Annotated in this window: 17 protein-coding genes; 5 read left to right on the top strand and 12 right to left on the bottom strand. The window is 60.4% G+C overall.

From position 1 onward, the window contains the following. Positions 1-9: 9 nt before the first annotated feature. From fdhE to fdnG, 4 genes are read right to left on the bottom strand one after another with little or no spacing between them, the layout of a single operon-like run. Positions 10-936: a formate dehydrogenase accessory protein FdhE gene (gene fdhE, locus FGA82_RS00340; protein ID WP_141125594.1), complete on the bottom strand. Its 927-nt coding sequence runs from the start codon at positions 934-936 to the stop codon at positions 10-12. A 3-nt stretch (positions 937-939) separates the two neighbouring features. Next, positions 940-1605, bottom strand: a complete 666-nt coding sequence (locus tag FGA82_RS00335; protein WP_141125593.1) for a formate dehydrogenase subunit gamma — start codon at positions 1603-1605, stop codon at positions 940-942. Beyond that, the gene (gene fdxH, locus FGA82_RS00330; RefSeq protein ID WP_141125592.1) at positions 1602-2537 is read right to left on the bottom strand and encodes a formate dehydrogenase subunit beta; all 936 of its coding nucleotides are present in this window, start codon (positions 2535-2537) and stop codon (positions 1602-1604) included. The genes FGA82_RS00335 and fdxH overlap by 4 nt, the downstream gene beginning before the upstream one ends. Next, entirely contained in the window at positions 2538-5603 is a 3066-nt protein-coding gene (fdnG, locus tag FGA82_RS00325) for a formate dehydrogenase-N subunit alpha (protein WP_141125591.1), read from the bottom strand. It abuts the gene before it with no gap. Between the two features lie 319 nt (positions 5604-5922). Here fdnG and FGA82_RS00315 point away from each other — a divergent pair, with 319 nt between their 5' ends. From FGA82_RS00315 to FGA82_RS00300, 4 genes are all read left to right on the top strand, one after another. Continuing rightward, positions 5923-7077 carry a MalY/PatB family protein gene (locus FGA82_RS00315; protein ID WP_141125589.1) on the top strand — a complete coding sequence of 385 codons (1155 nt, stop codon included), beginning with the start codon at positions 5923-5925 and terminating at the stop codon, positions 7075-7077. A 195-nt stretch (positions 7078-7272) separates the two neighbouring features. Beyond that, the gene (locus FGA82_RS00310) at positions 7273-8130 is read left to right on the top strand and encodes a glucose 1-dehydrogenase (protein ID WP_141125588.1); all 858 of its coding nucleotides are present in this window, start codon (positions 7273-7275) and stop codon (positions 8128-8130) included. 160 nt (positions 8131-8290) lie between these two features. Then, complete coding sequence (locus FGA82_RS00305; protein WP_141125587.1) at positions 8291-9634, top strand: cation:proton antiporter; 1344 nt, start codon at positions 8291-8293, stop codon at positions 9632-9634. A 187-nt stretch (positions 9635-9821) separates the two neighbouring features. After that, positions 9822-10118, top strand: coding sequence for a hypothetical protein (locus tag FGA82_RS00300; RefSeq protein WP_141125586.1), 297 nt, complete (start codon positions 9822-9824; stop codon positions 10116-10118). A gap of 301 nt (positions 10119-10419) precedes the next feature. Here FGA82_RS00300 and FGA82_RS00295 read toward each other — a convergent pair whose 3' ends face one another. The 4 genes from FGA82_RS00295 to FGA82_RS00280 all read right to left on the bottom strand — a co-directional run bounded on the left by FGA82_RS00295 (position 10420) and on the right by FGA82_RS00280 (position 16926). Next, on the bottom strand, positions 10420-10956 hold the full coding sequence (locus FGA82_RS00295; protein ID WP_016983364.1) for a hypothetical protein: 537 nt from the start codon (positions 10954-10956) through the stop codon (positions 10420-10422). A 77-nt stretch (positions 10957-11033) separates the two neighbouring features. Further along, complete coding sequence (locus tag FGA82_RS00290) at positions 11034-12953, bottom strand: hybrid sensor histidine kinase/response regulator (protein ID WP_141125585.1); 1920 nt, start codon at positions 12951-12953, stop codon at positions 11034-11036. A gap of 5 nt (positions 12954-12958) precedes the next feature. Then, positions 12959-15277: an ATP-dependent DNA helicase gene (locus tag FGA82_RS00285; protein ID WP_141125584.1), complete on the bottom strand. Its 2319-nt coding sequence runs from the start codon at positions 15275-15277 to the stop codon at positions 12959-12961. After that, positions 15274-16926, bottom strand: coding sequence for a VRR-NUC domain-containing protein (locus FGA82_RS00280; protein WP_141125583.1), 1653 nt, complete (start codon positions 16924-16926; stop codon positions 15274-15276). The genes FGA82_RS00285 and FGA82_RS00280 overlap by 4 nt, the downstream gene beginning before the upstream one ends. Positions 16927-17121: 195 nt before the next feature. On the opposite strand from FGA82_RS00280, the gene FGA82_RS00275 reads away from it, so the two are divergent. Continuing rightward, a complete protein-coding gene (locus FGA82_RS00275) occupies positions 17122-17346 on the top strand; it encodes a YgdI/YgdR family lipoprotein (RefSeq protein ID WP_077572987.1) in 225 nt (74 codons plus the stop codon). Positions 17347-17490: 144 nt separating this feature from the next. Here FGA82_RS00275 and FGA82_RS00270 read toward each other — a convergent pair whose 3' ends face one another. The 4 genes from FGA82_RS00270 to FGA82_RS00255 form a co-directional block, all read right to left on the bottom strand. Further along, positions 17491-17865, bottom strand: a complete 375-nt coding sequence (locus FGA82_RS00270) for a hypothetical protein (RefSeq protein WP_141125582.1) — start codon at positions 17863-17865, stop codon at positions 17491-17493. Between the two features lie 240 nt (positions 17866-18105). Further along, positions 18106-19959: a polyurethane esterase gene (locus FGA82_RS00265; RefSeq protein ID WP_141125581.1), complete on the bottom strand. Its 1854-nt coding sequence runs from the start codon at positions 19957-19959 to the stop codon at positions 18106-18108. A 210-nt stretch (positions 19960-20169) separates the two neighbouring features. Continuing rightward, positions 20170-21858, bottom strand: coding sequence for a polyurethane esterase (locus FGA82_RS00260; protein WP_141125580.1), 1689 nt, complete (start codon positions 21856-21858; stop codon positions 20170-20172). A 57-nt stretch (positions 21859-21915) separates the two neighbouring features. Then, positions 21916-24993, bottom strand: a complete 3078-nt coding sequence (locus FGA82_RS00255; RefSeq protein ID WP_141125579.1) for an autotransporter serine protease — start codon at positions 24991-24993, stop codon at positions 21916-21918. Between the last annotated feature and the right edge of the window lie 11 nt (positions 24994-25004).

Below are 25004 nucleotides of genomic sequence, written 5' to 3'. Positions count from 1 at the left end.
ACGCTCACTTCATTCGTCTCCCGGAGCCAGCAACAGATTCGGCGCCAGGCGCTGATAACCGTCCTGCGCCAGACGCATATCCAGCAGCAGACTGCTCAAATCAGCCGACAACGCCTCCGCATCGGCATCGTTTTCCAGATAAACCAGTTTCAGATAGCTGTTACAGCCCGGACAGACCTCCGCCCTTATCGGCGCCTGATTAGCCGCGTGGCGATCATCCTCAAGGCTGAAATAATCCAGACCCTTACTCGACTCGCAGTACACACACTTGACCCGCACCACATGCCATTCACACGCACACAGCGAACACACCAGATATCGCAAACCGTTGTGCTTGCCACGATGGCGGATCACCCCGGCCATCGCCGGTGAACCACAGGCCGGGCATTGGCTGAGGCTGTCGCCGGGTTTGAGTTTCAGGTCCGGCGCGCTGAGCAGCCAGTGACTCCACGCCACTTGCAGCGCCGCGCCAAGAAACGGCACCAGTTGCGCCGGCACCATTGAGTATTGACCACTGACCAACGCCACGGCCCACGAACGTAACTGGCCGATACTGGCGACCCGCAACGTCGTCACTGCATCAATAACAGCGGGATTCTCAGAAGGATCATAACGCTGCAGCAAAGCTTCGAGATAAGCCTGCCAGCCCTCTTCACGCACCAACGTGTCAGCCGCGAACGGAGGCAAACCATGCTGCTGGCAAGCCTCGATCCGTTGCTGATCGAACGGCGCCGTCAGCGGCGGATCGTCAAATACCTGCTGCTGCACCCGGCACAACCCGGCAATCAGCCGCAGATACTCCGCCAGCGCATGCCCCTCGGCCAGTTGCTCCAGTCGGTCAGCCCGCAGCGCAAACAGGTTCGAAGGCGGCAGATGCAGAAACGGCGGCGAACTCGCCGCCGCTTCGATTTCCCCAGGTTCCAGAATGGTTGGCAAAAGTCAGCCCTTTTTGGTGATCGGTCGCTCCGGCACGTCCGGTTGGCGTTCATCGCGGGTGATGTCGCGATACCAGAGTTCGTGGTGTTTCTTCGCCCAGGCGCGGCTCACCCAGCCATGCATCATCGCGTCGACCGAGCCTTTGATCCACAGCCCGGCATAGATGTGGATGATGATGCTCAACACCAGAATGAACCCGGCCAGCGCATGCAGGAGCATCGCCCAGCGAATCACGGTGATGCCGAAATACGCACTGAAATACGCGCGCCAGATCACCAGCCCGGTGAACAGCAATCCGAGCATGCACAGCAGTAAAGTCCAGAACAGCAGCTTCTGCCCGGCGTTGTACTTGCCTACCGGCGGCACGCTTTCTTCATCGTTGACCAGCACCCGATCGATGCGGCGCATCCACTTCCAGTCGTTGTCGATAAAGAAGTTCGCACGCCAGAAACGGAACACCAGGCCGAGGAACAACACAAACATCGCGATGCCCATGAACGGGTGCAGAATCCGCGTCCACGGCCCGCCACCGAACAGGTTGCTCAGCCAGAAAAGTGACGGATGAAACAACGCCAGCCCGGACAGCCCGGCCATGAAAAACAGGATCGCCACCAGCCAGTGATTGGTGCGCTGGTTGGCGGTGTATCGCAGGATCGTCTTGTTGCTCATGGCCGCTCCTCCCCGCGTGGATCGAAGGTGTGCACCGCCGGGTCGACGACGTGCACCGAGGTGTCGGGCGGCGCCGGATGTTCATCCTCCTCGACGCGATTCGGGCCGATGCGCACGTAATGGAAGAACCCGGCCAATACCGCCGCGCCCATGGCCAGCAGACCCAAGGGTTTGCTGATGCCTTTCCACAGTCCAACCAACGGACTGATCGCTGGATCCTGCGGCAGGTTGGCGTAGATCGTCGGCGTATCGGCGTGGTGCAACACGTACATCACATGCGTGCCGCCAACACCGGCCGGGTCATACAGACCGGCGTTTTCGAAGCCACGGCTTTTCAGATCGACGATGCGTTCGGCGGCGTGTTCCTTCATGTCTTCCTTGGTGCCGAAGACGATCGCGCCGGTCGGGCAGGTTTTCACACAGGCCGGTTCCAGCCCCACCGCCACGCGGTCCGAACACAAGGTGCATTTGTAGGCCTTGTGATCTTTCTGCGAAATGCGCGGGATGTTGAACGGGCAACCGGTGATGCAATAACCACAACCGATGCAGTGATCCTGATCGAAATCGACGATGCCGTTGGCATGTTTGATGATCGCGCCGGGGCTCGGGCACGCCGCCAGACAACCCGGCTCGGCGCAGTGCATGCAACCGTCCTTGCGGATCAGCCATTCGAGGTTGCCGGCGTCGGTTTCGTGCTCGGTGAAGCGCATCAACGTCCAGGTTTCGGCGCTGAGGTCTTGCGGGTTGTCATAGGTGCCGTGGTTGTGGCCAACCTCGTCGCGCAGCTCGTTCCATTCCGAGCAGGCGACCTGGCAGGCCTTGCAGCCGATGCATTTGGTGGTGTCGATCAGCTTGGCGACTGCCTCCTGATTCCTCACCGACGGCGGCACGGTTGTGGTGGCCGAGCGGGCAATGATGTCTTGGCTGGCCATCTATAGTTTCTCCACGTTGACCAGGAATGACTTGGATTCCGGGGTCTGTGTATTGCCATCGCCGAGGAACGGCACCAGGGTGTTGGTCAGGTAACCGTGACGCGTCAGACCGGTGAACCCCCAATGCAGCGGGATGCCGATCTGATGCACGACCTGGCCGTTGACTTGGAGCGGCCGAATCCTTTTCGTCACCACCGCCACCGCTTCGATAAAGCCGCGCTTGCAACTGACGCGCACGCGATCACCGGCAGCAATGCCCTTCTCTTTCGCCAGCACTTCGCCGATTTCCACAAACTGCTCGGGTTGAGCAATCGCGTTCAACTTGCAGTGCTTGCTCCAGAAGTGGAAATGCTCGGTGAGCCGGTAACTGGTGCCGGCGTACGGGAAGTCCTTGGCCTCACCGAGGGTTTCCCAGACCGAATCGAAGATCCGCGCCGCCGGGTTGCTGGTGGCTTTCTTGTTTTGCGGGTGCAGCGGGTTGATGCCGATCGGCGTTTCGAACGGCTCGTAGTGTTCGGGGAATGGCCCTTCGTTCATCTTGTCGACGGCGAAGAACCGCGCGACGCCTTCGGGGTTCATGATGAACGGGTTCATCCCGGCTTCTGGTGGCACATCGGCTTTGTAATCCGGCACATCGGTGCCGCCCCAGGCCTTGCCGTTCCACCACACCAGGCGTTTTTTCGGATCCCACGGTTTGCCCGCGACGTCCGCCGAAGCACGGTTGTAGAGAATTCGCCGGTTGGCCGGCCAGGCCCATGCCCAGCCGAGATGCTGATGCATGCCGAACGGATCGCTGTTGTCGCGCCGGGCCATCTGGTTGCCGGCCTCGGTCCAGCTGCCGGCGAAGATCCAGCAACCGGACGCGGTGCTGCCGTCATCCTTGAGCAAGCCAAACCCGGCCAGTTGCGAGCCGGCCTTAACCGCAACGCCGGTGGCATCGGTGAAATCAGCCACGGCGCTGCCGTTGATTTCCTTGGCCAACTCTTCCGGCGAAGGCTCGTCGGCGATCTTGTATGGCCAGGTCAGCTTCAGCAGCGGATCAGGGAATTTGCCGCCCTCGGCCTGATAGCGCTTGCGCAGGCGCAGGAAAAGTTCGGCCATGATGCGGATGTCGGTCTGCGCCTCGCCGGGGCCATCGGCACCTTTCCAGTGCCATTGCAGCCAGCGGCTGCTATTGACCAGTGAGCCGTCCTCTTCGGCAAAACAGGTGGTGGGCAGGCGAATGACTTCGGTCTGGATCTCCTCGCTTTTCACATCGTTATACGGCCCGACGTTGTGCCAGAACTCCGAGGTCTCAGTGGCCAGCGGATCCATCACCACCAGCCATTTCAGCTTGGCCAGTGCACCCATTACGCGGTTCTTGTCCGGCAGCGCGGCGATCGGGTTGAAGCCTTGGCAAAAGTAGCCGTTGACCTTGCCCTGGCTCATCAGGTCGAACATCTTCAGGACGTCGTAGTTGGGGATGTCGAGTTTCGGCAAATGGTCGTAGCACCAATTGTTCTCGACAGTGGCGTTGGCGCCGTACCACGACTTCATCAGGCTGACGTGGAATTTGCTGTAGTTCTGCCAGTAGGACAGTTGGCCCGGACGCAGCGGCACTTGCGTGCGTTTGTGGATGAACTGGGCGTAATCCTGTTCGGTGTCGCTGCCCAGTGTCAGATAGCCCGGCAGTGCATTGGAGAGCAAGCCAAGGTCGGTCAGCCCTTGGATGTTTGAGTGCCCGCGCAAGGCGTTGACCCCGCCACCGGGCATGCCGACGTTGCCCAGCAACAGTTGCACCATCGCCGCGCTGCGGATGATCTGCGCGCCGATCGAGTGCTGGGTCCAGCCGAGGGCGTAGAGAATCGTCATGGTCTTGCCCGGGATCGAGCAGGTGGCGATCTCTTCCCAGATTTTCTGCATGGCGTCGACCGGCATGCCACAGATCTGGCTCGCGAGGTCGATGTTGTAGCGGCTGTAATGCTGCTTCATCAATTGATAGACGCAGCGCGGATCTTGAAGGGTCGGGTCGACTTTGGCGAAGCCGTCGTCGCCCAGTTCGTAACCCCAGCCGGATTTGTCGGTGTAGCTGCGCTTGGCGACGTCGTAGCCGCTGAAGATGCCGTCTTCAAAGCCATAGCCTGCTTTGACGATGAACGACACGTCGGTGTAATTGCGCACGTATTCGTGCTGGATCTTGTCCTCGGTCAGCAGGTAATTGATCAGCCCGCCCATGAAGGCGATGTCAGTGCCGGTGCGGATCGGCGCGTAGTAGTCGGCCACCGAAGCGGTGCGGGTAAAACGCGGATCAACGACGATCAGCCGCGCAGCGTTATGCGCCTTGGCCTCGGTCACCCATTTGAAGCCGCACGGATGCGCTTCTGCTGCGTTGCCACCCATCACCAGGATCAGATTCGCGTTAGCGATATCGGTCCAGGTATTGGTCATGGCACCACGGCCGTACGTCGGGGCAAGACTTGCCACCGTCGGGCCGTGTCAGACACGCGCCTGGTTATCGAACCCCAGCATGCCGAGACTGCGAATCACCTTCTGGGTGATGTAACCGGCTTCGTTGGACGCCGCCGATGCGGCGAGGAACCCGGTGCTCAGCCAGCGATTCACCGTTTGCCCGTTGGCATTTTTCTCGATGAAGTTGGCGTCCCGGTCGGTTTTCATCAGGTCGGCGATGCGGTCGAGCGCTTCGTCCCAACCGATTCGCGTCCATTCACTGCTGCCCGGTTTGCGAGTTTGCGGGTAAAGCAAACGGCCGGGGCTGTGAATGAAGTCGAGAAGGCCTGCGCCTTTCGGGCAAAGGGTGCCGCGGTTGACCGGATGGTCGGCGTCGCCCTCGATGTGAATGATGCTCTGCGCTACGTTCTTCGCTCCATCGCCCTGGCTGTACATGATCAAACCGCAGCCGACCGAGCAATACGGGCAGGTGTTGCGGGTTTCATGGGTGTGGGCAAGCTTGAAGTGGCGCACCTGCTCGGCGAAGGCTTGCGTCGGGGCCATGCCCAACGCGCCCAAGCTCGAGCCTGCAAGGCCGATACCAGCGACCTTGAAGAACTGACGACGGCTGAGATCCATCGTGCACTCCTGATCAGGTGGAACCCGGTACTGGTGCCGGGTTTTATCTGGACAATCACGGTTGCGGCAGACAAGTGCCGACCTTTTCACTGTAGACAATGCCCACACGATCTGTGTGAAAACCGACCGTCGGCCGTTTGTCGGCTCTATCATTGAAGACCACCAAACCCTGTGGGAGCGAGCTTGCTCGCGAAAGCGGTGTGTCATTCAACATCGATGCTGGCTGATCCGACGCCTTCGCGAGCAAGCTCGCTCCCACATGGATCGCGTAAGGCTTAGAATGGCGTCCAGGACCAATCCCGCCTTCACGAGACCGCGCATGACTTTCGATTTTGATCAGGTATTCGACCGCCACAACACCGGCAGCACCAAGTGGAGCCGCTATTCGGCCGACGTGTTGCCGATGTGGGTCGCTGATATGGATTTCGCCGCGCCGCCGGTGGTGATCGAGGCACTGCAGCAACGCTTGTTGCACCCGTTGGTGGGCTACAGCGTGGCGCAGGAAAACCTGCGTGAAGCCATCGTCGCCGACCTCTGGAACAAATACGCCTGGAAGGTCCAACCGCAAGACCTGATCTTCCTGCCGGGCGTCGAGTCCGGTTTCAACATGTCTCTGAAAGCACTGGTGCAGCCACAACAGAACGTCGTGGTGCAGGTGCCGAACTACCCGCCGCTGCGCCACGCCCCGGGGCATTGGGGGTTGAACAAGGTTGAGCTGGAGTTCGTCGCGCAAGCTGACGGTACTTACTTGACGCCGCTCGACGTGCTGCGTGAATCGCTGAACGGTGGCGGCGCGTTGCTGCTGAGCAACCCGCACAACCCGATCGGCAAGGTGTTTGCCCGTGAAGAACTGCAAGCCGTGGCCGACATTTGTGCGGCGCAGGACGCGTGGATCATCTCCGACGAAATCCACGCCGAGCTGTGCTTCGATGGTCGCGTGCATATTCCGACCGCGTCGCTGAGCACGCAGATCGCCGAGCGCACCATCACCCTGATGTCGGCGAGCAAGGCCTACAACATCGCCGGTCTGAAGACCTCGTTCATGATCATCCAGAACGCCGCCCTGCGCGAACGCGTCAATCACGCCCGTTGTGGCATGGTCGACAGCGTCAACCCGCTGGGCATGGAAGCCACCCGCGTTGCCTACAGCGAAGGTGCGCCATGGCTGACCGAGTTGAAAACCTACCTGCAGGCCAACCGTGACTGGCTGGTTGACGCGGTGCGCAGCCGTTTGCCGGGCGTGACCATCAATGTCCCGCAGGGCACGTATCTGGCCTGGTTGGATTGCTCGGCGCTGGATCTGGACAATCCGCAGCAGTTCTTCCTTGAGCAGGCCAAAGTGGGTCTGAGCCCGGGTCTGGATTTCGGCGATCAACACCAGCAATTCGTACGCCTGAACTTCGGCTGCCCGCGCTCGTTGCTCGAAGAAGGCATCGCCCGCATGGAGCGCGCCCTGACACAACGCAACACCTGAAAACACCACATCCCCTGTAGGAGCTGCCGAAGGCTGCGATCTTTTGATCTTGCTTTTTTAGAAGATCAAAATCAAAAGATCGCAGCCTTCGGCAGCTCCTACAGGGAATTTGCGTCGCGTGTAAATCCGATCGAACTCACGGCAAACGCACCGGGTCAACCACCCATACCTGCCCTGAGACCTCGGAGACCCGCGATGACCGACTATCCAAAACCACCCTTCCCCGCACAGGCCCAGGCCGTTCCCGGTTCACAGCGCAAAATGGAGCCCTATCCCGATTGCGGCGAGCAAAGCTATGTCGGTTCCGGGCGACTGGCCGGCAAGATTGCCCTGATCACCGGCGCCGACAGCGGCATCGGCCGCGCAGTGGCCATTGCTTTCGCCCGTGAAGGCGCTGACGTGGCGGTCGCCTACCTGAAAGAACACGAAGACGCTAAGGAAACTGCGCGCTGGGTCGAGCAGGCCGGGCGTCAATGCCTGCTGTTGCCAGGCGATATCGCGCAAAAGGCTCAGTGTCAGGCCTTGGTCGACAAGACCGTCGAGCGCTTTGGCCGCATCGACGTGCTGGTCAACAATGCCGCATTCCAGATGACCCACGAAACCTTCGAGGAAATCCCCGACGAAGAATGGGTGATGACCTTCGACGTCAACATCACCGCGATTTTCCGGTTGTGTCAGGCGGCGATCAAACACATGAGTGCCGGCGCGTCGATCATTAACACCAGCTCGGTCAACTCGGATATGCCCAAACCCACCCTGCTCGCCTACGCCACCACCAAAGGCGCGATTGCCAACTTCACCGGCGGTCTGGCGCAGATGCTCGGGCCGAAAGAGATTCGCGTGAACTGCGTGGCACCCGGACCGATCTGGACGCCGCTGATCGTCTCGACCATGCCCGACGAGGAAGTGCAGAATTTCGGCGGCAACACCCCGCTCGGCCGCCCCGGCCAACCGGTTGAAGTGGCGCCGATCTACGTGCTGCTGGCTTCGGACGAAGCCAGTTACATCACCGGCCAGCGCTATGGCGTGACCGGCGGTAAGCCGATGCTGTGAGTAAACGCACTGTAGGAGCTGCCGCAGGCTGCGATCTTTTGATGTGGATGCTAAAAACAAGGTCAAAGGATCGCAGCGTGCGGCAGCTCCTACAGGGGCGGCGTCAGAAGCGAAAGGGTCTCTGCAGGCGGCCGTCATTAATCACTGAGGGCGGCACATCATGAGTTTTGTCGTGTGGGTGGCGGTCCTCGGCGCGGTCCTGCTGACCCTGGCACTGACCTCGTCGTATCTGCGCTGGATGCCAGTGACCACTTCGGCTGTGTGTTTGCTGCTGGGGATCGGCATCGGCCCCAGCGGCCTCGATCTGCTGAAACTATCGTTGGAAAACGCCTCGCTGTGGATGGAGCACCTGACGGAAGTCGCGGTGTTGTTTTCCCTGTTCGTCTGTGGCCTGAAGTTGCGCCTGCCCCTGCGCGACAAGCGCTGGCGGATCGCCTTTGGTCTGGCCGGGCCGGTGATGGTGCTGACCATCGTCGGCGTTTGTCTGCTGCTGCACTTTGCGTTGCACTTGCCTTGGGGGCCGTCACTGTTGATTGGCGCGATTCTGGCACCGACCGACCCGGTGCTGGCGGCGCTGGTGCAGGTCAACGATGCCCGGGATGTCGACAGCGTGCGTTTCGGCCTGTCGGGTGAGGCAGGGCTTAATGACGGGGTGGCGTTTCCTTTCGTGATTCTCGGCTTGTTGTTGATTCACGGTGACGGTTCTGCCGCCGAGTGGCAGGGTTGGGTCTTGCGCAATTTATTGTGGGCGGTGCCCGCAGGATTGCTCACCGGTTACTGGATGGGTCGCGGTATCGGTCGCGTGACTCTCTCGCTGCGTATCCACAATGACGACAGTACGCTCAGCCCGAATGATTATCTGGCGTTGTCGCTGATCGCTCTGGCCTATGTCGTCGCCGAGGCGATTGGCGGTTATGGCTTTCTGTCAGTGTTCGCCGCTGGCCTGGGCCTGCGGCAGGTCGAAGTGAAATCCACCGGCGCCAGCCAAATGCCTGCCGAGCATCTGGTGCAACCGGTGGTCGGCCATCAGAACGTCGAACCGCAACACGCGGTACACGGCGACACCGAACGGCTGGAAAGCAGCCAGGTTGCCGCCGGGATCATGATGGGCGACATGCTGTCGTTCGGCAGTCTGGTCGAACGCGCCATGGAAGTGTTTCTGGTGACCCTGCTCGGCGTGGTGCTGGTGGCGCACTGGGACTGGCGGGCGTTGCTGGTGGGCGGCGTGTTGTTCTGCCTGATCCGCCCGGCCTGCGTCGCGCTGATGCCGTGGGGTGCATTGTTGGAGGGGCGGCAACGGCTGTTGATCGGCTGGTTCGGCATTCGCGGGATCGGTAGCCTGTTCTATCTGTTTTATGCCTTGAATCATGGGCTGACCGATAGCGTGGCCAGCGTGTGTACCGACCTGACCTTGTCGGTGGTGGCGCTGAGCATTTTGCTTCATGGCATCAGCACGCAGCCGATCCTGGCGCGCTACGAACAACATAAGAAACAAAAAACCTGATTATTGATTACGGGTTTCATCAGGAAATTGATCGAACTTCTTGCTGTAAAAAAATGGATCGAGGGGTAATCGCTGGCAGTCACAAGCATAACCCCTCGCCAGATGCATCCGGCGGGGCCCGGCAGGTTCGGTTCCACTGCGGCGTTTAAGCCTGTTAAAGGAATCCTTGAAGAATAAGGTTACGGTCATGAAAGAATGCTCGACTCCTGCGCAAATCAAGGCTTGCAGAGCACTGGCTCTGGAACGCAATCGTCAATTGTTCGATAACGCCCACACCCTCAACCGCGCGGCCAATGCGCTGCTCGACGTGGCTGATCTGGACATTGAACAGTTTGAGCGCTACCGCGCGCTGCGCAAGAAAGCCGATTCGATGTTTGAAGATGCGATCGACCATTTGTGCGTCTTGAATGAAGACTTCCCGCCGATTCCAATGTCCTCGCAGAACTCGGTGGCGTTGCGTCGAGAGCTTGAGACCGTGGAGTAAGCCAGAACAGCCCCTCACCCTAGCCCTCTCCCAGAGGGAGAGGGAACTGACCGCGGTGAATGGTTGAGATACGCCGACCTGAGATACCGGGTTGCACGCAGATTTTGAGCAGCGCAAAGATCTGCACTGAGATACCGAGTCGAACGCAGATTTTGAACTGCACGAAGATCTGCTCCCTTCCCCCTCGCCCCCTTTGGGGGAGAGGGCTGGGGTGAGGGGGATCGATCTAAAGTGCACCACAAAATCCAGCCAAAATGGAAAAAGCCCGGCTACATGAGCCGGGCTTTTACGTGAAGACCAATCATCCCCCCGGATTGGTCACCTGAATAAACACCGCATAACTCCCCAGCAACACCCAGAACGTCGCAAAGATCCACGGCGTACGCACCGAAAACAGCAGCGACTTGCGATACCCCTTGTGGCTCGACTCCATCTCGCTGAACAGCGGCGATTCGTCGTACGCCAGGCCCATCAGCGGCTCGCTGTGCAATAAGTGGCTCTGCTTGAAATGCCAGTGATCGATGATGTCGTACGCCGCGCGAATCCCCGGCCAGGCGTTCAGCGAGCTTAGCAACCCGAGCAGAGCCAGAAACGGCGGCACCACCAGCGTGAACAACTTGCCCCACTCCGGGTTGAGGTTGGCCATGCACGAGGCGAAGGCAATCACCAGAAACGACTGCGCCGCCAGATAGGCATCGGTACGGTTGGCAAGAATACTGGTTTCGTACTGGATCTCCCGGCGATAGAAATCCAGCCGTTCCTTGGGTGAGCCGAACATTTTCGCGTCATGTTCGGTCAGGGTTTCTTCAGCGGTGGGCTCAGTCAGTATGCGAGACAAAAGATGCACGCTCCGGGGTGGGGAAAACGTTTAGAAGTCCCCGTTGGCGCGCAAGTTCAGCCGGATTGACCGGCGCCTCACTTCATCGATTGAGCAATGATTGCCACCAGATTCATCTGCGTGAACGGCTTGGGCAACCGTGGCAGTTGCGCGGCAAAACCTTCCAGACGCTCGGCGTAACCGGTGGCCAGGATAATCGGCAGATCCGGTTTGAGCAGGCGCACTGCGTGGGCCAGTTGCGCGCCGCTCATCTGCGGCATGGCCATGTCGGTGATCATCAGGTCAATGACCTCGCCCTGATCGAACAACGCCAGCGCCTGCGCACCGGACGTCGCACTGACCACGCGATGACCGAGGTCTTCGAGCAACAGGCTGGTACTGGTCAAGACCAATGAGTCGTCATCCACCACCAGTACGCTGAGTCTTGGCACCACCACCGGCTCGGCGTGTGGCAGCAGCGGCTTGCTGACCACGCCCTCGACGGCCACCGGAATCCAGAGTTCAGCCGTGGTGCCTTGAGTCTTTTCGCTCTTGAGAATGAAACGGCCACCGAGCTGTTCAATAAAGCCGTGGACCATCGACAACCCCAGTCCGGTGCCCTTGCCCAAGCCTTTGGTGGTGAAAAACGGATCTCTGGCCGACGCCAGTGTGCGCGCATCCATGCCCTCCCCGGTATCGATCACACTGAGGCAGACGTAACGCCCCGCGGGCAGATCCGAATGCCCCAGCTCAAGCACCACTTTCGGTTCAGCGGTGATGCTCACCGCGCCCCCGTCGGGCATGGCGTCGCGGGCGTTGGTCGCCAGATTGAGCAAGGCCAGCTCCAGTTGATTGGTGTCCGCCAGCACCGGTTCGAGATCGTCGGGAAACCGCGTATCGATACGGATGCCCGGCCCCAGGGAGCTGCGCAACAACCCGGTAATGCCCTGAACCAATTGCGCAATATCGACCGACTCGGTTTTCAATTCCTGACGGCGCGCAAACGCCAGCATGCGCTGGGTCAGCGACACACCGCGCAATGCACCTTGGGTGGCGTTTTCCAGCAGACGGCTGACTTTCGCATCGTCACCCACGCGCTTTTGCACGATCTCGAGGTTACCGAGGATCACCGTCAGCAGATTATTGAAGTCGTGGGCGATGCCGCCGCTGAGTTGCCCGATGGCCTGCATCTTCTGCGCCTGGAACAGCGCTTCCCGGGTTTTCTCCAGCGCTTGCTGCGCCTGATGGGCTTCGGTGATGTCGCGGGTGATCTTGGCGAAACCGAGCAAAGTGCCGGTATCGCCACGAATCGCATCGACCACCACATGGGCGAGAAACCGCGTGCCGTCCTTGCGCATGCGCCAGCTCTTGTTTTCAAAGCGGCCCACGCGGGTGGCAATCTCCAACGCACGTGCCGGCTCGCCGAGCTCGCGGTCTTCGGGGGTATAGAAGATCGAAAAGTGCTGACCGATGATTTCTTCCGGCAGATAGCCCTTGATCCGCTGGGCGCCCTGGTTCCAGTTGCTGACCCGGCCTTCGGGGCTGAGCATGTAGATCGCATAGTCGGTGACGCCCTGCACCAGCAAGCGGAACTGCTGCTCGCTTCGCTTGAGGGTTTCCTCGGCCATCTTGCGGTCGGTCAGGTCGCGGGTGATCTTGGCGAAGCCGAGCAGTACGCCATTGGGATCGATGATCGGGTCGATCACCACGTGCGACCAGAAGTTGGTGCCGTCCTTGCGCACCCGCCAGCCCTCGCCTTCGAAACGTCCTTCACGGATCGCCGTGTCGAGCGCCCGTTGCGGCAGGCCGGCGGCGCGGTCGTCAGCGGTATAGAAGCGGGAGAAATGTTCGCCGAGGATTTCCGCTTCTTCGTAGCCCTTGAAGCGTTTGGCGCCGGAGTTCCAACTGGTGATGATGCCGTCGGGATCGATCATGTAGATCGCATAGTCGACCACCGCATCGATCAGCAGACGAAAACGCATCTCTTCGATCGCAGCAGTCTTGGTTTTTTCGCTCATCACACTCACCGGGCATTGTCATGAGCAGAAGTATGCGTCAATCCGGCGAATTGGGAAGCGGCCGTCTCATGATTGATCGCCCACCAGCGCGGTAGCAGCTGTTTGATCCGGCTCTCGGCAAAGCGATCGTCAATCAGCATCACCACGCCGCGATCCTCGCGGGTACGGATGACTCGCCCGGCGGCCTGCACCACTTTCTGCACGCCGGGGTACAGATAGGTGTAGTCATAACCGGCGCCGAAGATGGCGGCCATGCGGTGTTTGAGTTGTTCGTTGACCGGATTGAACTGCGCCAGCCCCAGCGTCGCAATGAACGCGCCGATCAGTCGCGCACCGGGTAGATCGATGCCTTCGCCGAACGCACCGCCCAACACGGCAAAGCCGACACCCTGGCTGTGTGCGGTGAATTGATCGAGAAAAGCCTGCCGCGCGCCTTCGAGCATTCCCCGCGATTGCTGCCACAGGGTAATGTGCGGATACCGCTCAGCGAGCAGCGACGCCACTTGTTGCAGATAATCGAAGCTGCTGAAAAACGCCAGATAGTTGCCCGGACGTTCGCTGAACTGCCGCGCGATCAATTCGACGATCGGCTCAAGCGACGCTTGCCGATGGTTGAAGCGCGTCGAGATGCGGCTGACGATCTGCACCTGCAACTGTTCGGCGCAAAACGGCGATTCGACGTCGATCCACACGGTGTCGGCGGGCGTACCGAGCAAATCGGCGTAATAGTGGCGCGGGCTGAGGGTCGCGGAAAACAGCACGCTACTGCGCGCCGCTTTCAGGCGCGGGCCAATGAACGCGGCCGGCACCACGTTGCGCAGGCACAATTGCGACAGCGGCTTTTTACGGTCGAGGTCACGCTTGCTGATGTCGAACAGGTAATGCTCGTCGTACAGCTCCGCTACCCGACTGAATTGCAGCAGGTCGAAATAGAGGTTCTGCAAGCCGCTGTCGAGGCCTTGCGGATGATCATTGAGGTAATCGCCAATGGCGGCGCAACACAGCGAAATCGCTTGCAGGAGTTTTTCCGGGGCTTTGTCGTACGCCTGATACGCGGTCAATTGCGGCGCATGCAGGGCGTTCCATTCACGGTTGATCCGTTGCAGAGACTTTTTCAACGGCGCCGGTGCGGTTTTGCGTACGCTGCCCAAGGTGAACTGATCGAGACTGGCGCTGTACATCTGCCGCCCCCGTTCGACGAGGTTGTGCGCCTCGTCCGCCAGCACCGCGACTTTCCATTGGTTGAGCTGGGCGAGACCGAAGAGCATGGCGCTGAAGTCGAAGTAATAGTTGTAGTCAGCGATGACCACGTCCACCCAACGGGCCATCTCCTGACTCAGGTAATACGGGCACACCGCATGTTGCGCGGCGACCTCGCGCATGGCGGCTTGATCGAGCAACTGGATTCGACTGGCTGCCTCACGCGCGGCAGGCAGGCGATCATAAAAGCCTTGGGCCAGCGGACAGGATTCACCGTGACAGGCTTTGTCCGGGTGTTCGCAGGCCTTGTCCCGAGCGACCATTTCCAGCACCCGCAAGGGCAAGGCTGGCGACTGATCGAACAACACCTGGCTGGCATCCAGTGCCAGTTTGCGTCCCGGTGTCTTGGCGGTGAGGAAGTACACCTTGTCCAGTTGCTGCGGTGCCATGGCTTTTAGCATCGGGAACAGCGTGCCGAGGGTTTTGCCGATGCCGGTCGGTGCCTGGGCCATCAGGCAACGCCCGGTGCTGACGGCCTTGAATACCGACTCGGCCAGATGCCGCTGGCCGGGACGGAAATCCGCATGGGGGAACGCCAGTTGTTGCGCGGCCCGATTGCGCGCCTCGCGATGGGCCATTTCCTGTTCGGCCCATTGCAGGAACAGTCGGCACTGCTGCTCGAAAAACGCTTTCAACGCATCTGCGCTGAACGCTTCGACCAGACAGGTCTCTTTCTCGCTGACGATATCGAAGTACACCAACGCCAGATTGATCTGTTCAAGCTCGAGCTTGCGGCACATCAACCAGCCGTAGATCTTCGCCTGCGCCCAATGCAACTGGCGGTGGTTGGCCGGTTGCTTGCTCAGGTCGCCACGGTAGGTTTTGACTTCTTCCAGGCAGGTTTGCGCCGGGTCGTAGCCATCCGCCCTGCCCTTGACCTTCAATTGCAGGAACTCGCCTTCGAGCGCCACTTCGCTTTGATACTTTTCGCTGCGCCGTGAGGCCACGGTACGGTGGCCGGCAATGCCTTCCAGCGCCGTGGGTGATGGTGTGAAGCGCAGGTCGAGGTCGCCGGTTTTGGCGGTGAACTCGCACAGTACGCGCACGGCGATGCTGTAGCTCAAGCGTTCTGCTCCGCCCATTGCACGTAACACACCGCCACTGGCATCTGGTGTTGATGGCAGAACTCCAGCCAGCGCAACTGGTTGTCCTGCAGGCGATCGCCGGGGCCTTTGACCTCGATCATCCGGTAGGTTTTGTGCTGCGGCCAGAACTGGATCAGGTCGGGCATGCCGGCGCGGTTGGCTTTGATGTCGAGCAGCAAACGGCTGAACCAGTGTTTGAGGTGTTCGGCGGGCAGACAGGCCAGTGCCTGCTCCAGCAGCTCTTCATTCAATGCGCCCCAAAACACGAATGGCGACTGGATGCCCCACTTGTCGATAAAGCGCTGGCGAATGGTCGCCGCATATCGACCGTCGTCGAGTTCGCTCAGGCACGCCTGAAACAGCTCGGCGCGGCGTTGCTGGAAATCTTCGTTGAGCAGGTCCACCGGGCCGCGCTGGAACGGGTGAAAGAACGCCCCGGGTAACGGCGCGAAGATCGCCGGCCAGCACAACAGACCGAACAGCGAATTGATCAGGCTGTTTTCCACGTAATGCACCGGACCATCGTCATCGTGCAGATGCGCCTGCACGTAATACTCCACGGACAACGCGGGATCGCTTCGCGGCAAGTGCAGGTCCAGACGCTCGACGGGCTTCGCGGTTGTGCGCTTGAGCGGCGGGCCGCCGAGCTTACGCCGCAGCCTTGGCAGAATCCGTTGCAGGCCTTGCTGCTCGGCGGCGCTTTCCGGCGCCTGCTCTGCCAATGTTCCAAGTTCCAGCGCCAGCGGGTATTCGCCGCTGCGTTCCAGCACGCGAATCATGCGCAACCGGGCGCCGGGATAGGCGCAGTCGCGGTAAATGCTCAGGGCCAGGACAAATTCGCTGATGCGCTCGCAATACTGGCCGATCTGGAACAGCACCTTGCCACGCCGGCGTTGCAGCCACGGGTTGTCGAAGTGCAAAGCGCTGATCTGCTCGACAATGATGTCCAGCGGCTCACCGGCCTCGAAGCGTAGTTGGCAGTCGTGCAGGAACAGGCAGGCGTCGACGTCTGCGCGGCTGCGCAAGCCTCGCGAATCCGCGCAGAATTCGACTTTTTCATAGGTGAAGATGCCGAGGTCAGCGAGGACGAATTCCGACCAGTCCTGATACAGATTGCCAAAGAACATCAGACGCAAGCGGTCACACAGGTCCATGATGGTCAGGCTGAACAAACGATCATCGAGCAGCGGCGCCCATTCGCAGAGACTGCGAGCGTCTGCAAACTGCTCGGCGAGTATCGGCAGCCAATCGTCCTTGCGGCCCTTGGGCTGCTCGATGAAGGCTGCAAACGCTTGCAGAATTTCGGCCTTGAGCAACACGTCGAACAGCTCGGCGAGGGCCAGCGGTGCGTGCTCGTCGATCCAGCCTTGCTCCAGCAACGGTTGCGCGGCCTCGGCGATGTCGCCGATTTCTAAATAATTGAGTTTGCCCGCCCGAAAATGCACGCCCTTGCGCATCACCATCCGCACCAGCAAACCTTGTGAAACCCGGGGCAAGGCGTTGAAGTCGCGGATGAACGCGTATTCCGTTTCGCTCATCACATCGGCGTAGCGAAGTTCAAGCCAATCAAGCACTTGCCGGAAGTTGTTAAGGTAATAGAACGGGTCGTCGAGGGGATTGGCAGTCACGGGAATTCTGGGGCCATAGCGAACGAATACTGGTTATGCGTACAGATACCAGCTGTGCCCTGCCCGGTGCAAACGGAAAATGATCAATGGCATTTTTTCGTCGGGCTATCGAACTTTTCCTCCGGGGATGGCACCAACCGCGTTAGAGGGCCGACAATGCTCGGCATCACATCGAATGAGGATTTAGAGGTGGGTATGAAAATCAAGTCACTGGGCATCCCTTTCGCCGTCGTTGCCGCGCTGGCACTGGCCGGTTGCTCGACCCCGACGGTGGTCACTCTGCAGAACGGCACCCAGTATCTGACCAAGGACATGCCGAAAACCAAAACCAAGGACGGCTTCTATGAGTTCGAAGATATTTCCGGGGCCAAGGTGAAGGTCCGCGCTGATGAAGTGGCCACGGTGCGCGAGGAAGACTAGGTTTCGCTCGTGTCGATCGTTCCCACGTTCTGCGTGGGAATGCAGCCCGGGATGCTCCGCGTCCCTTCAAAGCCGAACGCGGAGCGTCCGTTAAGGCATTCCCACGCAGAGCGTGGGAACGATCATTGACAGGGGATGTTTGTGTTATTCGAAGGCTGGCATGCCCGGAATGCTGCCGTCACAAGGCATGTACGTGCCGCCCCGCTTGACCACTTCACCCTGCAAGCGCCGGCAGCGTTCCAGATCCTGCTGCGCCATGCGATCGATGCTCAGATTGCCCGTGGTCTGCGGCTGCTTGCCGTCACCCAGGCGGATGGTCACGAACGGTTGTTCGGGCTGAATCTGAAAGCGGCTCTTCTCTTCAACCGGTTCAACAACGTCGAATTTCGGCGGGCTCGGCAGTTGGTCGGTGGTGATGCCGTAACGGCTCAGAATCGAACTTTGAGGCAGATCGGCGCAGACATTGGCCGAACACAGCGCCAGTGCGACTAACCCGATATACCCCTTGAAACCTTTCACGTTTGAATCTCCTGTACTCAATGGCGGCTAGCTATAGAACGTGTGCGCACGTGCTGGCTTTAGGCCGCATTTCCTGTTTTCGCAGGGGTTTGAGTCAGGTCGTGGCCATCGAGTCACTTTTAAACCGCGCTATCGTTCTTCGCGAGCAGGCTCGCTCCCACAGGGGATTGATAAACGACACAGATCCAGTGTGGGAGCGAGATTGCTCGCGAAAGGGCCCTTACCGGCACCCCATCAACATCAGGCGATCACAACACCATCAGCACTCAAGCTATTGAGCGACACCCCGACCAACGTCACCGAATCGTTGCCAAACGTCAGCACCGTATCCTGCCCAACGGTCGCGGCATGGGCACGGAAATCCTCCGCCGGCAAAACACCCTGCACGCCGAGAAACACCAGTTTGTCGTTGGACGTGTAACCCACTACCCGGTCCTGCCCGAACGCACCGTTGAACAGGAACGTATCCGCCCCGCCCCCCGATTCCATCAGGTCGTTGCCGGCGCCACCAACAAACACGTCGTTGCCCGCACCGCCAATCAGGTGATCGTTGCCATCGAGGCCGAACAACCAATCGCCACCGTCATGCGCCTTCAGCGTGTCGGCGCCAGCGGTACCTTTGACGCTGGACTCGTAAGCAGTGACGTTGTTGCCGACCTTCAAACCGCTGGCCGTAACGCTGTGAGTCACATCGTCCTTGAACAAGCCCCAGAGAAACCCCGGTTCTTTGGTGACGATGCTGCCGATATCGCGGGTGATGCTGATCCCGCCGTTGGCATCGCGCACGTACAAGTTGCCGGCGCCGTCATTGGCGAAGTCGAAGTTCTTCACCGCGCTTTGCAGATCGAGGGTATTGCTGCCCTGCCCGCCAAGGATGACGTTGTAGCCGCCGCTGTCGCGGAACGTATCGTTGCCGGCGCGACCTTCCAGATAATCATTGCCGCTGCCGCCCTGGATCAGGTCATTGCCGTCACTGCCGATGATGAATGTGCTGCCCTTGTGGGTTTCGGCGTTGCGGTTGAGGTCCTGCACCCAGGTATTGGCCCGCGCCGGGTCCGAGAGGTTGGCGACAATGATCGTCGAGTCGCGGCTGGTGAGGTCGTAGAATTTTGAGTCGATCACCCGGTTCATGCCGTCGCCATACGCGGTCGGCAAGTGCGAGATCCAGGTGGGGATGTTGAGGATCGAGTACGGCAGCAGATTCCACGCGGTCGAGGCGTAGTGATCGTTGAAGCTGACGATGTTGTCGGTGGCCGATTCTTTCGGCGCATCGTGCACGCCGACGGATGCGCCGGTGAAGGTCGAGCCGTCGAGGGCACGAAACACCGGGTCGTTTTCGTAGCCGACGTTGAGCACTTTGTCGGTGCTGCTCTGGGTTGGCGAGGCGTAAGCGATGTAGTTGGAATCGGCAAAGAAACCGCCCCACTTGCCGCCACTCAGATCCGCCATGCTGTTGACCGCCAAGCCACCGAGGCTGTGGCCGCTGACCAGCACATCCTTGCCGCTGAGGCCGTTGGCCTTGGCAAACGCCACCACATCATTGAGCAGATTACCGAACGCTTCGCCGACGTAGTTCTTGGCGTAATCCTTAGGGCCGAACGCCGCGAGCAGGTCGTTTATCACGTCGCCAATCGAGTCGAGGATCAGGTTTTCCCGTGGGCCGCTGGTGCCGCGAAAGGCAATGCCGAGTTCCGTGAGATGGCCCTGGGCGTCGTACTTGCCGAGGATTTCCACTTGCGCGGTGGTGTAGCCGGCCTTCTCGCCGAAGAAGGTGCCCCGGGCGTCGGACTTGCCGTCGTAGCCCAGTTGCGATGCGGTGATCGGCGTCCAGCCAGCCTTTTTCACGGCGTCGAGCGCGAGTTTTTCCGAATCGGGGTTCCACGGAATGCCGGGAATCACCCCTTGCGAGTCGGTGCCGCCGAGCAGCGCCGTGACCAGCGTGGCGGGCAGGCCCAGACCGAAACCGTTGTGCTGATAACCGGCGGCAAAGCCGTTATCGAGGTTGTGGTAGGAATACAGCGTGATCGCCATGGCATCGCTGAACAACGCCTTGGAATCGGCTGTGCCGAAGTTCTTGTAGTCATACACACCCATTGCTATTGCCTCTCTCTTTGTTGGAATTGTTAGAGATAGCTCACAGCCAGGGCGCCCCACGGGGACGCCCCGGAGCATTTCGATACAACACTTCTTTAACGCGACCTTTGTAGGAGCTGCCGAAGGCTGCGATCTTTTGACTTTGCTCTTAAAAGCAAGATCAAAAGATCGCAGCCTCGTTTCACTCGACAGCTCCTACAGGATTACTGTTTAGGCGAACACGAACGCCGAGTCCGACAGGTTAGCCACTCCCACCCCGATCAGGGTCACGGCAAAGTCGCCAATCTTCAGCACGGTATCGCTGCCGGCCTGCGACGCGTGTTGCTTGTAGTCGTAGCCCTGCCCCGCGCCTTCAACGCCCATGAATACCAGTTTGTCGCTGCCCTGATAGCCGTTGATGGCATCGAAACCGAACGCGCCGCTGAACAGGAACGTGTTGTTACCACCCACGGCAGTCATCACGTCATTCCCGGCGCCACCGACGAAGGTCACATGGCCCTTGTCGCTGATCAGTTTGTCATCGCCGCCGAGGCCGAACAGCCAGTCACCGTCAGCCGTGGCATGCAGCGCATTGCCGTAGCCATCGCCGCTGAGCGAATGGTTGTACTGGGTCAGCTCGCTGCCATTGGTCAAACCTTTGGCCGTGACGCCCCAGGTGATTTCCTTGCTGCCCCACCACGAACCCGACTCCTTGCTCACCAGTGCGCCGATGTCGCGGGTCATGCTGATGCCGCCGTAGGCATCGCGCACGTAAAGCGTGCCGTCACCGTCGTTGGCGAAGCTGAAGTTCTGCAACGGTTTCTGCAGTTCGAAGGTGTTGTGGCCCTGGCCACCAAGCAGGATGTTGTAGCCGCCGTCATCACGGAAACGGTCATCGCCCCCCAGGCCTTCGAGGAAGTCATTGCCCGCGCCGCCCTTGAGCCAGTCGCTGCTCTGGGTGCCGATGATGAAGGTGCTGCCGGTGTGCGGCTCGCCGCTACGGCCGAGATCTTCAACCCAGGTCTTGCCGCGAGAAGCCTCTTCCAGGTTGGAGACGATGATCGTCGAGTCTTTATGCGTCAGGTTGTAGAACTTCGAATCGATCACCCGATTCAAGCCATCGGCATAGCCCAGCGAGCTGTGGGCCGACCAGTTCAGCGGATTGACGATGCTGAACGGCACCAGGTTCTGCGCGGTGGAAGCGTAGTTGTCGTTGAAGTTGACGATGTTGTCGGTGGTCGAGTCGTGGGGCTTGTCGTGCTTGCCCATCGACGCGCTGCTGAACGTGGTGCCGTCGAGCACGCGGAACACCGGGTCGTTCTCGAAACCGATGTTCAGCACGTTATTGCCAGTGCTGCTTTGGGTCGGCGAGGCGAAGGTGATGTAGTTGGCGTCCTTGAAGAAGCCGCCCCAGTTGCTCGCGCTCAATTCGGCGACGCTGTTGACCCCGAGGCCGCCGAGGCTGTGGCCGCTAAGCAGCACGTCCTTGGCGGCGATGCCGTTGGCTATGGCAAACGCCGCGACTGCCTTGAGCAAATTGTCGAAGGCGTTTTTCGCGTAGTTACTCGCATAGTCCGATGGACCGATAGCCGCCAGCAGATTGTTTTTCAGGTCGCCGAAGGTGTCGCTGTAACCCAGCCCACCGGTGCCACGAAAGGCCACGCCGATGCCGATCAGTTTGCCGGCGGCGTCGTATTTGCCGAGCACTTCGGCTTCGGCGCTGGTAAAGCCGTCCTTCTCGCCGAAGAACGTGCCCTGCGGCCCGACCTTGCCCTGATAGCCCAGCGCCGTCGCTGTGACCGGCGCCCAAGCGCTGGCCGGCAACGGTTTGCCAGTCGGCGTGTAGGCATACAGCGTCAGTGCGATGGCGTCGCTGTACAACGCTTTGCCATCGGCATTTTTATAATCGAACAGTCCCATGTTGTGCTCTCTCTTCCTTCAAAAACCGGCAGTTCCTTGCAGAGCTGCCGGTACGCTTTAGAACTGCCAGTCGAGGGTCAGACCCACACCGTGGTCTTTCTCGTTGTCACCGATCAGTCCGTTGTAATCCAGATTCACCCGCACATCGCGATTGAGCGCCAGACCTGCGCGCACGCCGACCACCGCCGCATCGCGATCCATCGACACACCCTGCACGGTGAACGCGCTGTTGCCGTTGGCAAAGGCCAGATGGCTGTCGGCATCGACGTTGTTCAGGTTGTGCTGCCAGCCCAGGCTCGCGCCCAGTTCCAACTGATGCTGATCCGACAAGGCGAACGAACGCTTGGCGCGCACACCGAGGGTCGACAGCACCACATCGCGATTGTCCTCACCGCCCTTCAACGCTGCAGCATCACCCTTCTCGGTGAAGCTTTCGGTATTGAGGTGTACGTAAGCCAGGTTGGCGAACGGCTCCAGATTCATCGGTTGCAGGCCCAGATCATAAGCGGCCTCGGTGAACACTTGCGTGGTTGCGGCATCGTGCTTGGTCTTTTGTTTACCGCTCACGTCCCCGAACTGCAGGTCACGTTTGACGTCGACACGGTGCCAGCTATAGGCGCCACCGACGGTCAGACGCAGCGCATCGATCTGGTGCCCCAGGTACGCACCCAAGTGGTAGCTGTCGACCGACGCCGACGAATGCGTGCCGCTGCCCATGCTCAACGAGCTGTCGCTATAACCGGTAACGAAACCCAGACGGGTATCTTCAGCGATCAAGCCGTCAACACCGGCCAGCAAGCCACCGATAGAGCTGTTGGAGTCGGCATTGTCATGCCCGCCATCGCTCTTGCCCCACGACCCCAAGACCTTGACCCAGGCGTTGCTGCGATCGTCAGTCGGTGCGCCGGCGTTGAACAGGTCACGCTCACGCAGACGCTCGCCCACCGCTTCACGCAGGTAACGACTGTCGTTGATCAGCAGGGTGCCAATGGCCGGATGAATCTCGCCGGACAGTTGCTGGAAGGCTTGCTGCGCCGACGCCGCATTCGGCGACAGCAACAGGGTTTCGAACAGCGCATTACCAGCGCCCAGCCGTTCAGCCGCCGCACCGACGGCGCGTTGGTTTGGCGTCAGGCCGACGCTGGCGAACGAGGCCTCGTTACGACCGACCGCCAACTGGATGCCATCCGCCGAGTACGCCAGCGTGCCACCGAGGAACGCGTAGTCCGGCAACACCTGACCGAAGCGCCCTTCAATACCGCCGGCCGCTTGCAGGATGTTGTAACGCGTGCCGAGCAGACTTTGCACTTCGCTGGTGGTCAGCAGCGTCGGGCTGTTTTCCAGCGACATGCTCACAGTGGCGCCTTCGATAACCGCTTTGCCGGTAGCGATAACCTGATCGCTGCTGGTCGGCGACAGCTCTACGGCGTAGGTTGAACCCGGTGCAAAGGTTACGTCACCGGCCACGTTCAGGGTGCCGATGGAATTACCCGGCGCGACCGTACCGCCGCTGTTCACCGACAGCGCGCCGATGCGGCCGTTGCCGCCGAGAATACCGCCGTCATTCACCGTCACCGCCGACTGCAGCGAACCGTTGATGGCCAGACGCCCCTGATTGACCAGGGTCGGGCCGCTGTAAGTGTTGTTGCCGGTCAGCACCAGCGTGCCGATACCTTGCTTGGTCAAACCGCCGTGACCGGAAATGTCGTTGCGCCAGGTGTCGAGGCCGCAAGTGATGTCGGTGCACACGCGTTCGGTCGGTTTGCCTTGATCGATGATCGCGCCGATGCCCGGCAGATCGGCGACAAACTGGCCGGAGCCGTAAGCGCCGTCGATGCGGAATTCCGCCGGAATATCCTGTTCGGTGACGAACATCGACGGGCCGTCGATGCCCTTGCGCAGGTTGATCATGCCCCAGCCGTACAAGGCGTCGATGCCCGGTGCGCCGAGGTCGGTGGCGGTGGTGCGCAAGACCGTGGCGACTTGATCACCGGTCATGTACGGGAAGCGCTCCATCAGCACCGCCATGGAACCGGCGACGTGCGGCGCGGCCATCGAGGTACCGTTGTAATTCTTGTAGGCGGTTGTCAGGTTGTCGGCGTTGGTGCCTTCAATGATCGAACTGAAGATTTTCGTGCCCGGCGCCGAGACGCAGAAACTCGCGGTGTAGCCGCAGCGCGAAGAGAACGTACTCATGATGTACGGGTTGGCGCTGGCCAGGTCCGGGTTCTGTTGCAACGCGGCGACGGTGATCCAGTTCGGCGCGATGTCCGGGACGAAATAGCCGAGGCCGGCAATGGCGTCCGGGTTGTTGAGGTTGTAGTCGTTGCCGGCGGCGAAGATCGTGACGATGCCGCTGCGCGCGGCGGCAATCGCACCGTCGTAGGCGCCGCCGGGTTTGGTGCCGAGCAGTGTGCGGATCTCGTTGAACTGCAACTGCGCGTCATTGACGGTGAAATGCGGGTACGCCGGATCGCGGCCACCGAGGTCGAAACGGTCGGTGATGCCGATGCCCCAACTGTTGTTGATGATCCGCGCGCCGCTGGCGATCAGGGCATCCCAACCGGCCTTGTACACCGCGCCGTCGTTGCCGCGAACGATGCCGTCCTCCGGGCCCGGGTCGCCGTTGTCGGCGCTGATGATCTGTGCACCGAACGCCACGCCGTGCATCGGTCCGCCGTCGCGACTGCCGGCGGCGATACCGCCGACGTGGGTGCCGTGGGCGCCAAGTTTGCCGTCGGAGCCGACCGAGGGCGAACCGTCATAGCGGAACGCATCGCCGGCTTTGACCGGGATGTACGGGTCGGTGTATTCGCGGATCCCGCTGGTGACCAGGGTGACGACTTTATTGCTGCCGGAAAACTCCGGGTGCGCGGCATACACTGGCTGGTCAAAGATCCCCAGTTTCACGCCTTTGCCGGTATAACCGGCGGCGTAAGCGTGATCGGCACCGATCGCGCCCAGGCCCCAATCGGCCTGGAACTCGGCACTGCGCCAACTCGACGGATCGCCGGTGCGACCGTTCTCCACGTAGGGCGCAGCATGAGCTGTGCCGATCGCACAGAGCACGGCGAGTGTGAGGGTTTTCAGGGCAAAGCGGCCTCCCGTTTGCGCGGGGGTATTGTTGTTATTCATCCAGCGACCTT

The organism is Pseudomonas fluorescens, from assembly GCF_005938625.1.
GTDB classification, from domain to species: domain Bacteria; phylum Pseudomonadota; class Gammaproteobacteria; order Pseudomonadales; family Pseudomonadaceae; genus Aquipseudomonas; species Aquipseudomonas fluorescens_BD.
This window is presented reverse-complemented; position numbering and strand designations above follow the sequence as displayed.

Excerpts from the sequence above, each read along its gene's own strand:
- FGA82_RS00335 (WP_141125593.1), bottom strand. The coding sequence starts at position 1,605 with ATGAGCAACAAGACGATCCTGCGATACACCGCCAACCAGCGCACCAAT.
- fdxH (WP_141125592.1), bottom strand. The coding sequence starts at position 2,537 with ATGGCCAGCCAAGACATCATTGCCCGCTCGGCCACCACAACCGTGCCG.
- FGA82_RS00315 (WP_141125589.1), top strand. The coding sequence starts at position 5,923 with ATGACTTTCGATTTTGATCAGGTATTCGACCGCCACAACACCGGCAGC.
- FGA82_RS00310 (WP_141125588.1), top strand. The coding sequence starts at position 7,273 with ATGACCGACTATCCAAAACCACCCTTCCCCGCACAGGCCCAGGCCGTT.
- FGA82_RS00305 (WP_141125587.1), top strand. The coding sequence starts at position 8,291 with ATGAGTTTTGTCGTGTGGGTGGCGGTCCTCGGCGCGGTCCTGCTGACC.
- FGA82_RS00300 (WP_141125586.1), top strand. The coding sequence starts at position 9,822 with ATGAAAGAATGCTCGACTCCTGCGCAAATCAAGGCTTGCAGAGCACTG.
- FGA82_RS00290 (WP_141125585.1), bottom strand. The coding sequence starts at position 12,953 with ATGAGCGAAAAAACCAAGACTGCTGCGATCGAAGAGATGCGTTTTCGT.
- FGA82_RS00275 (WP_077572987.1), top strand. The coding sequence starts at position 17,122 with ATGAAAATCAAGTCACTGGGCATCCCTTTCGCCGTCGTTGCCGCGCTG.
- FGA82_RS00265 (WP_141125581.1), bottom strand. The coding sequence starts at position 19,959 with ATGGGTGTGTATGACTACAAGAACTTCGGCACAGCCGATTCCAAGGCG.
- FGA82_RS00260 (WP_141125580.1), bottom strand. The coding sequence starts at position 21,858 with ATGGGACTGTTCGATTATAAAAATGCCGATGGCAAAGCGTTGTACAGC.
- FGA82_RS00255 (WP_141125579.1), bottom strand. The coding sequence starts at position 24,993 with ATGAATAACAACAATACCCCCGCGCAAACGGGAGGCCGCTTTGCCCTG.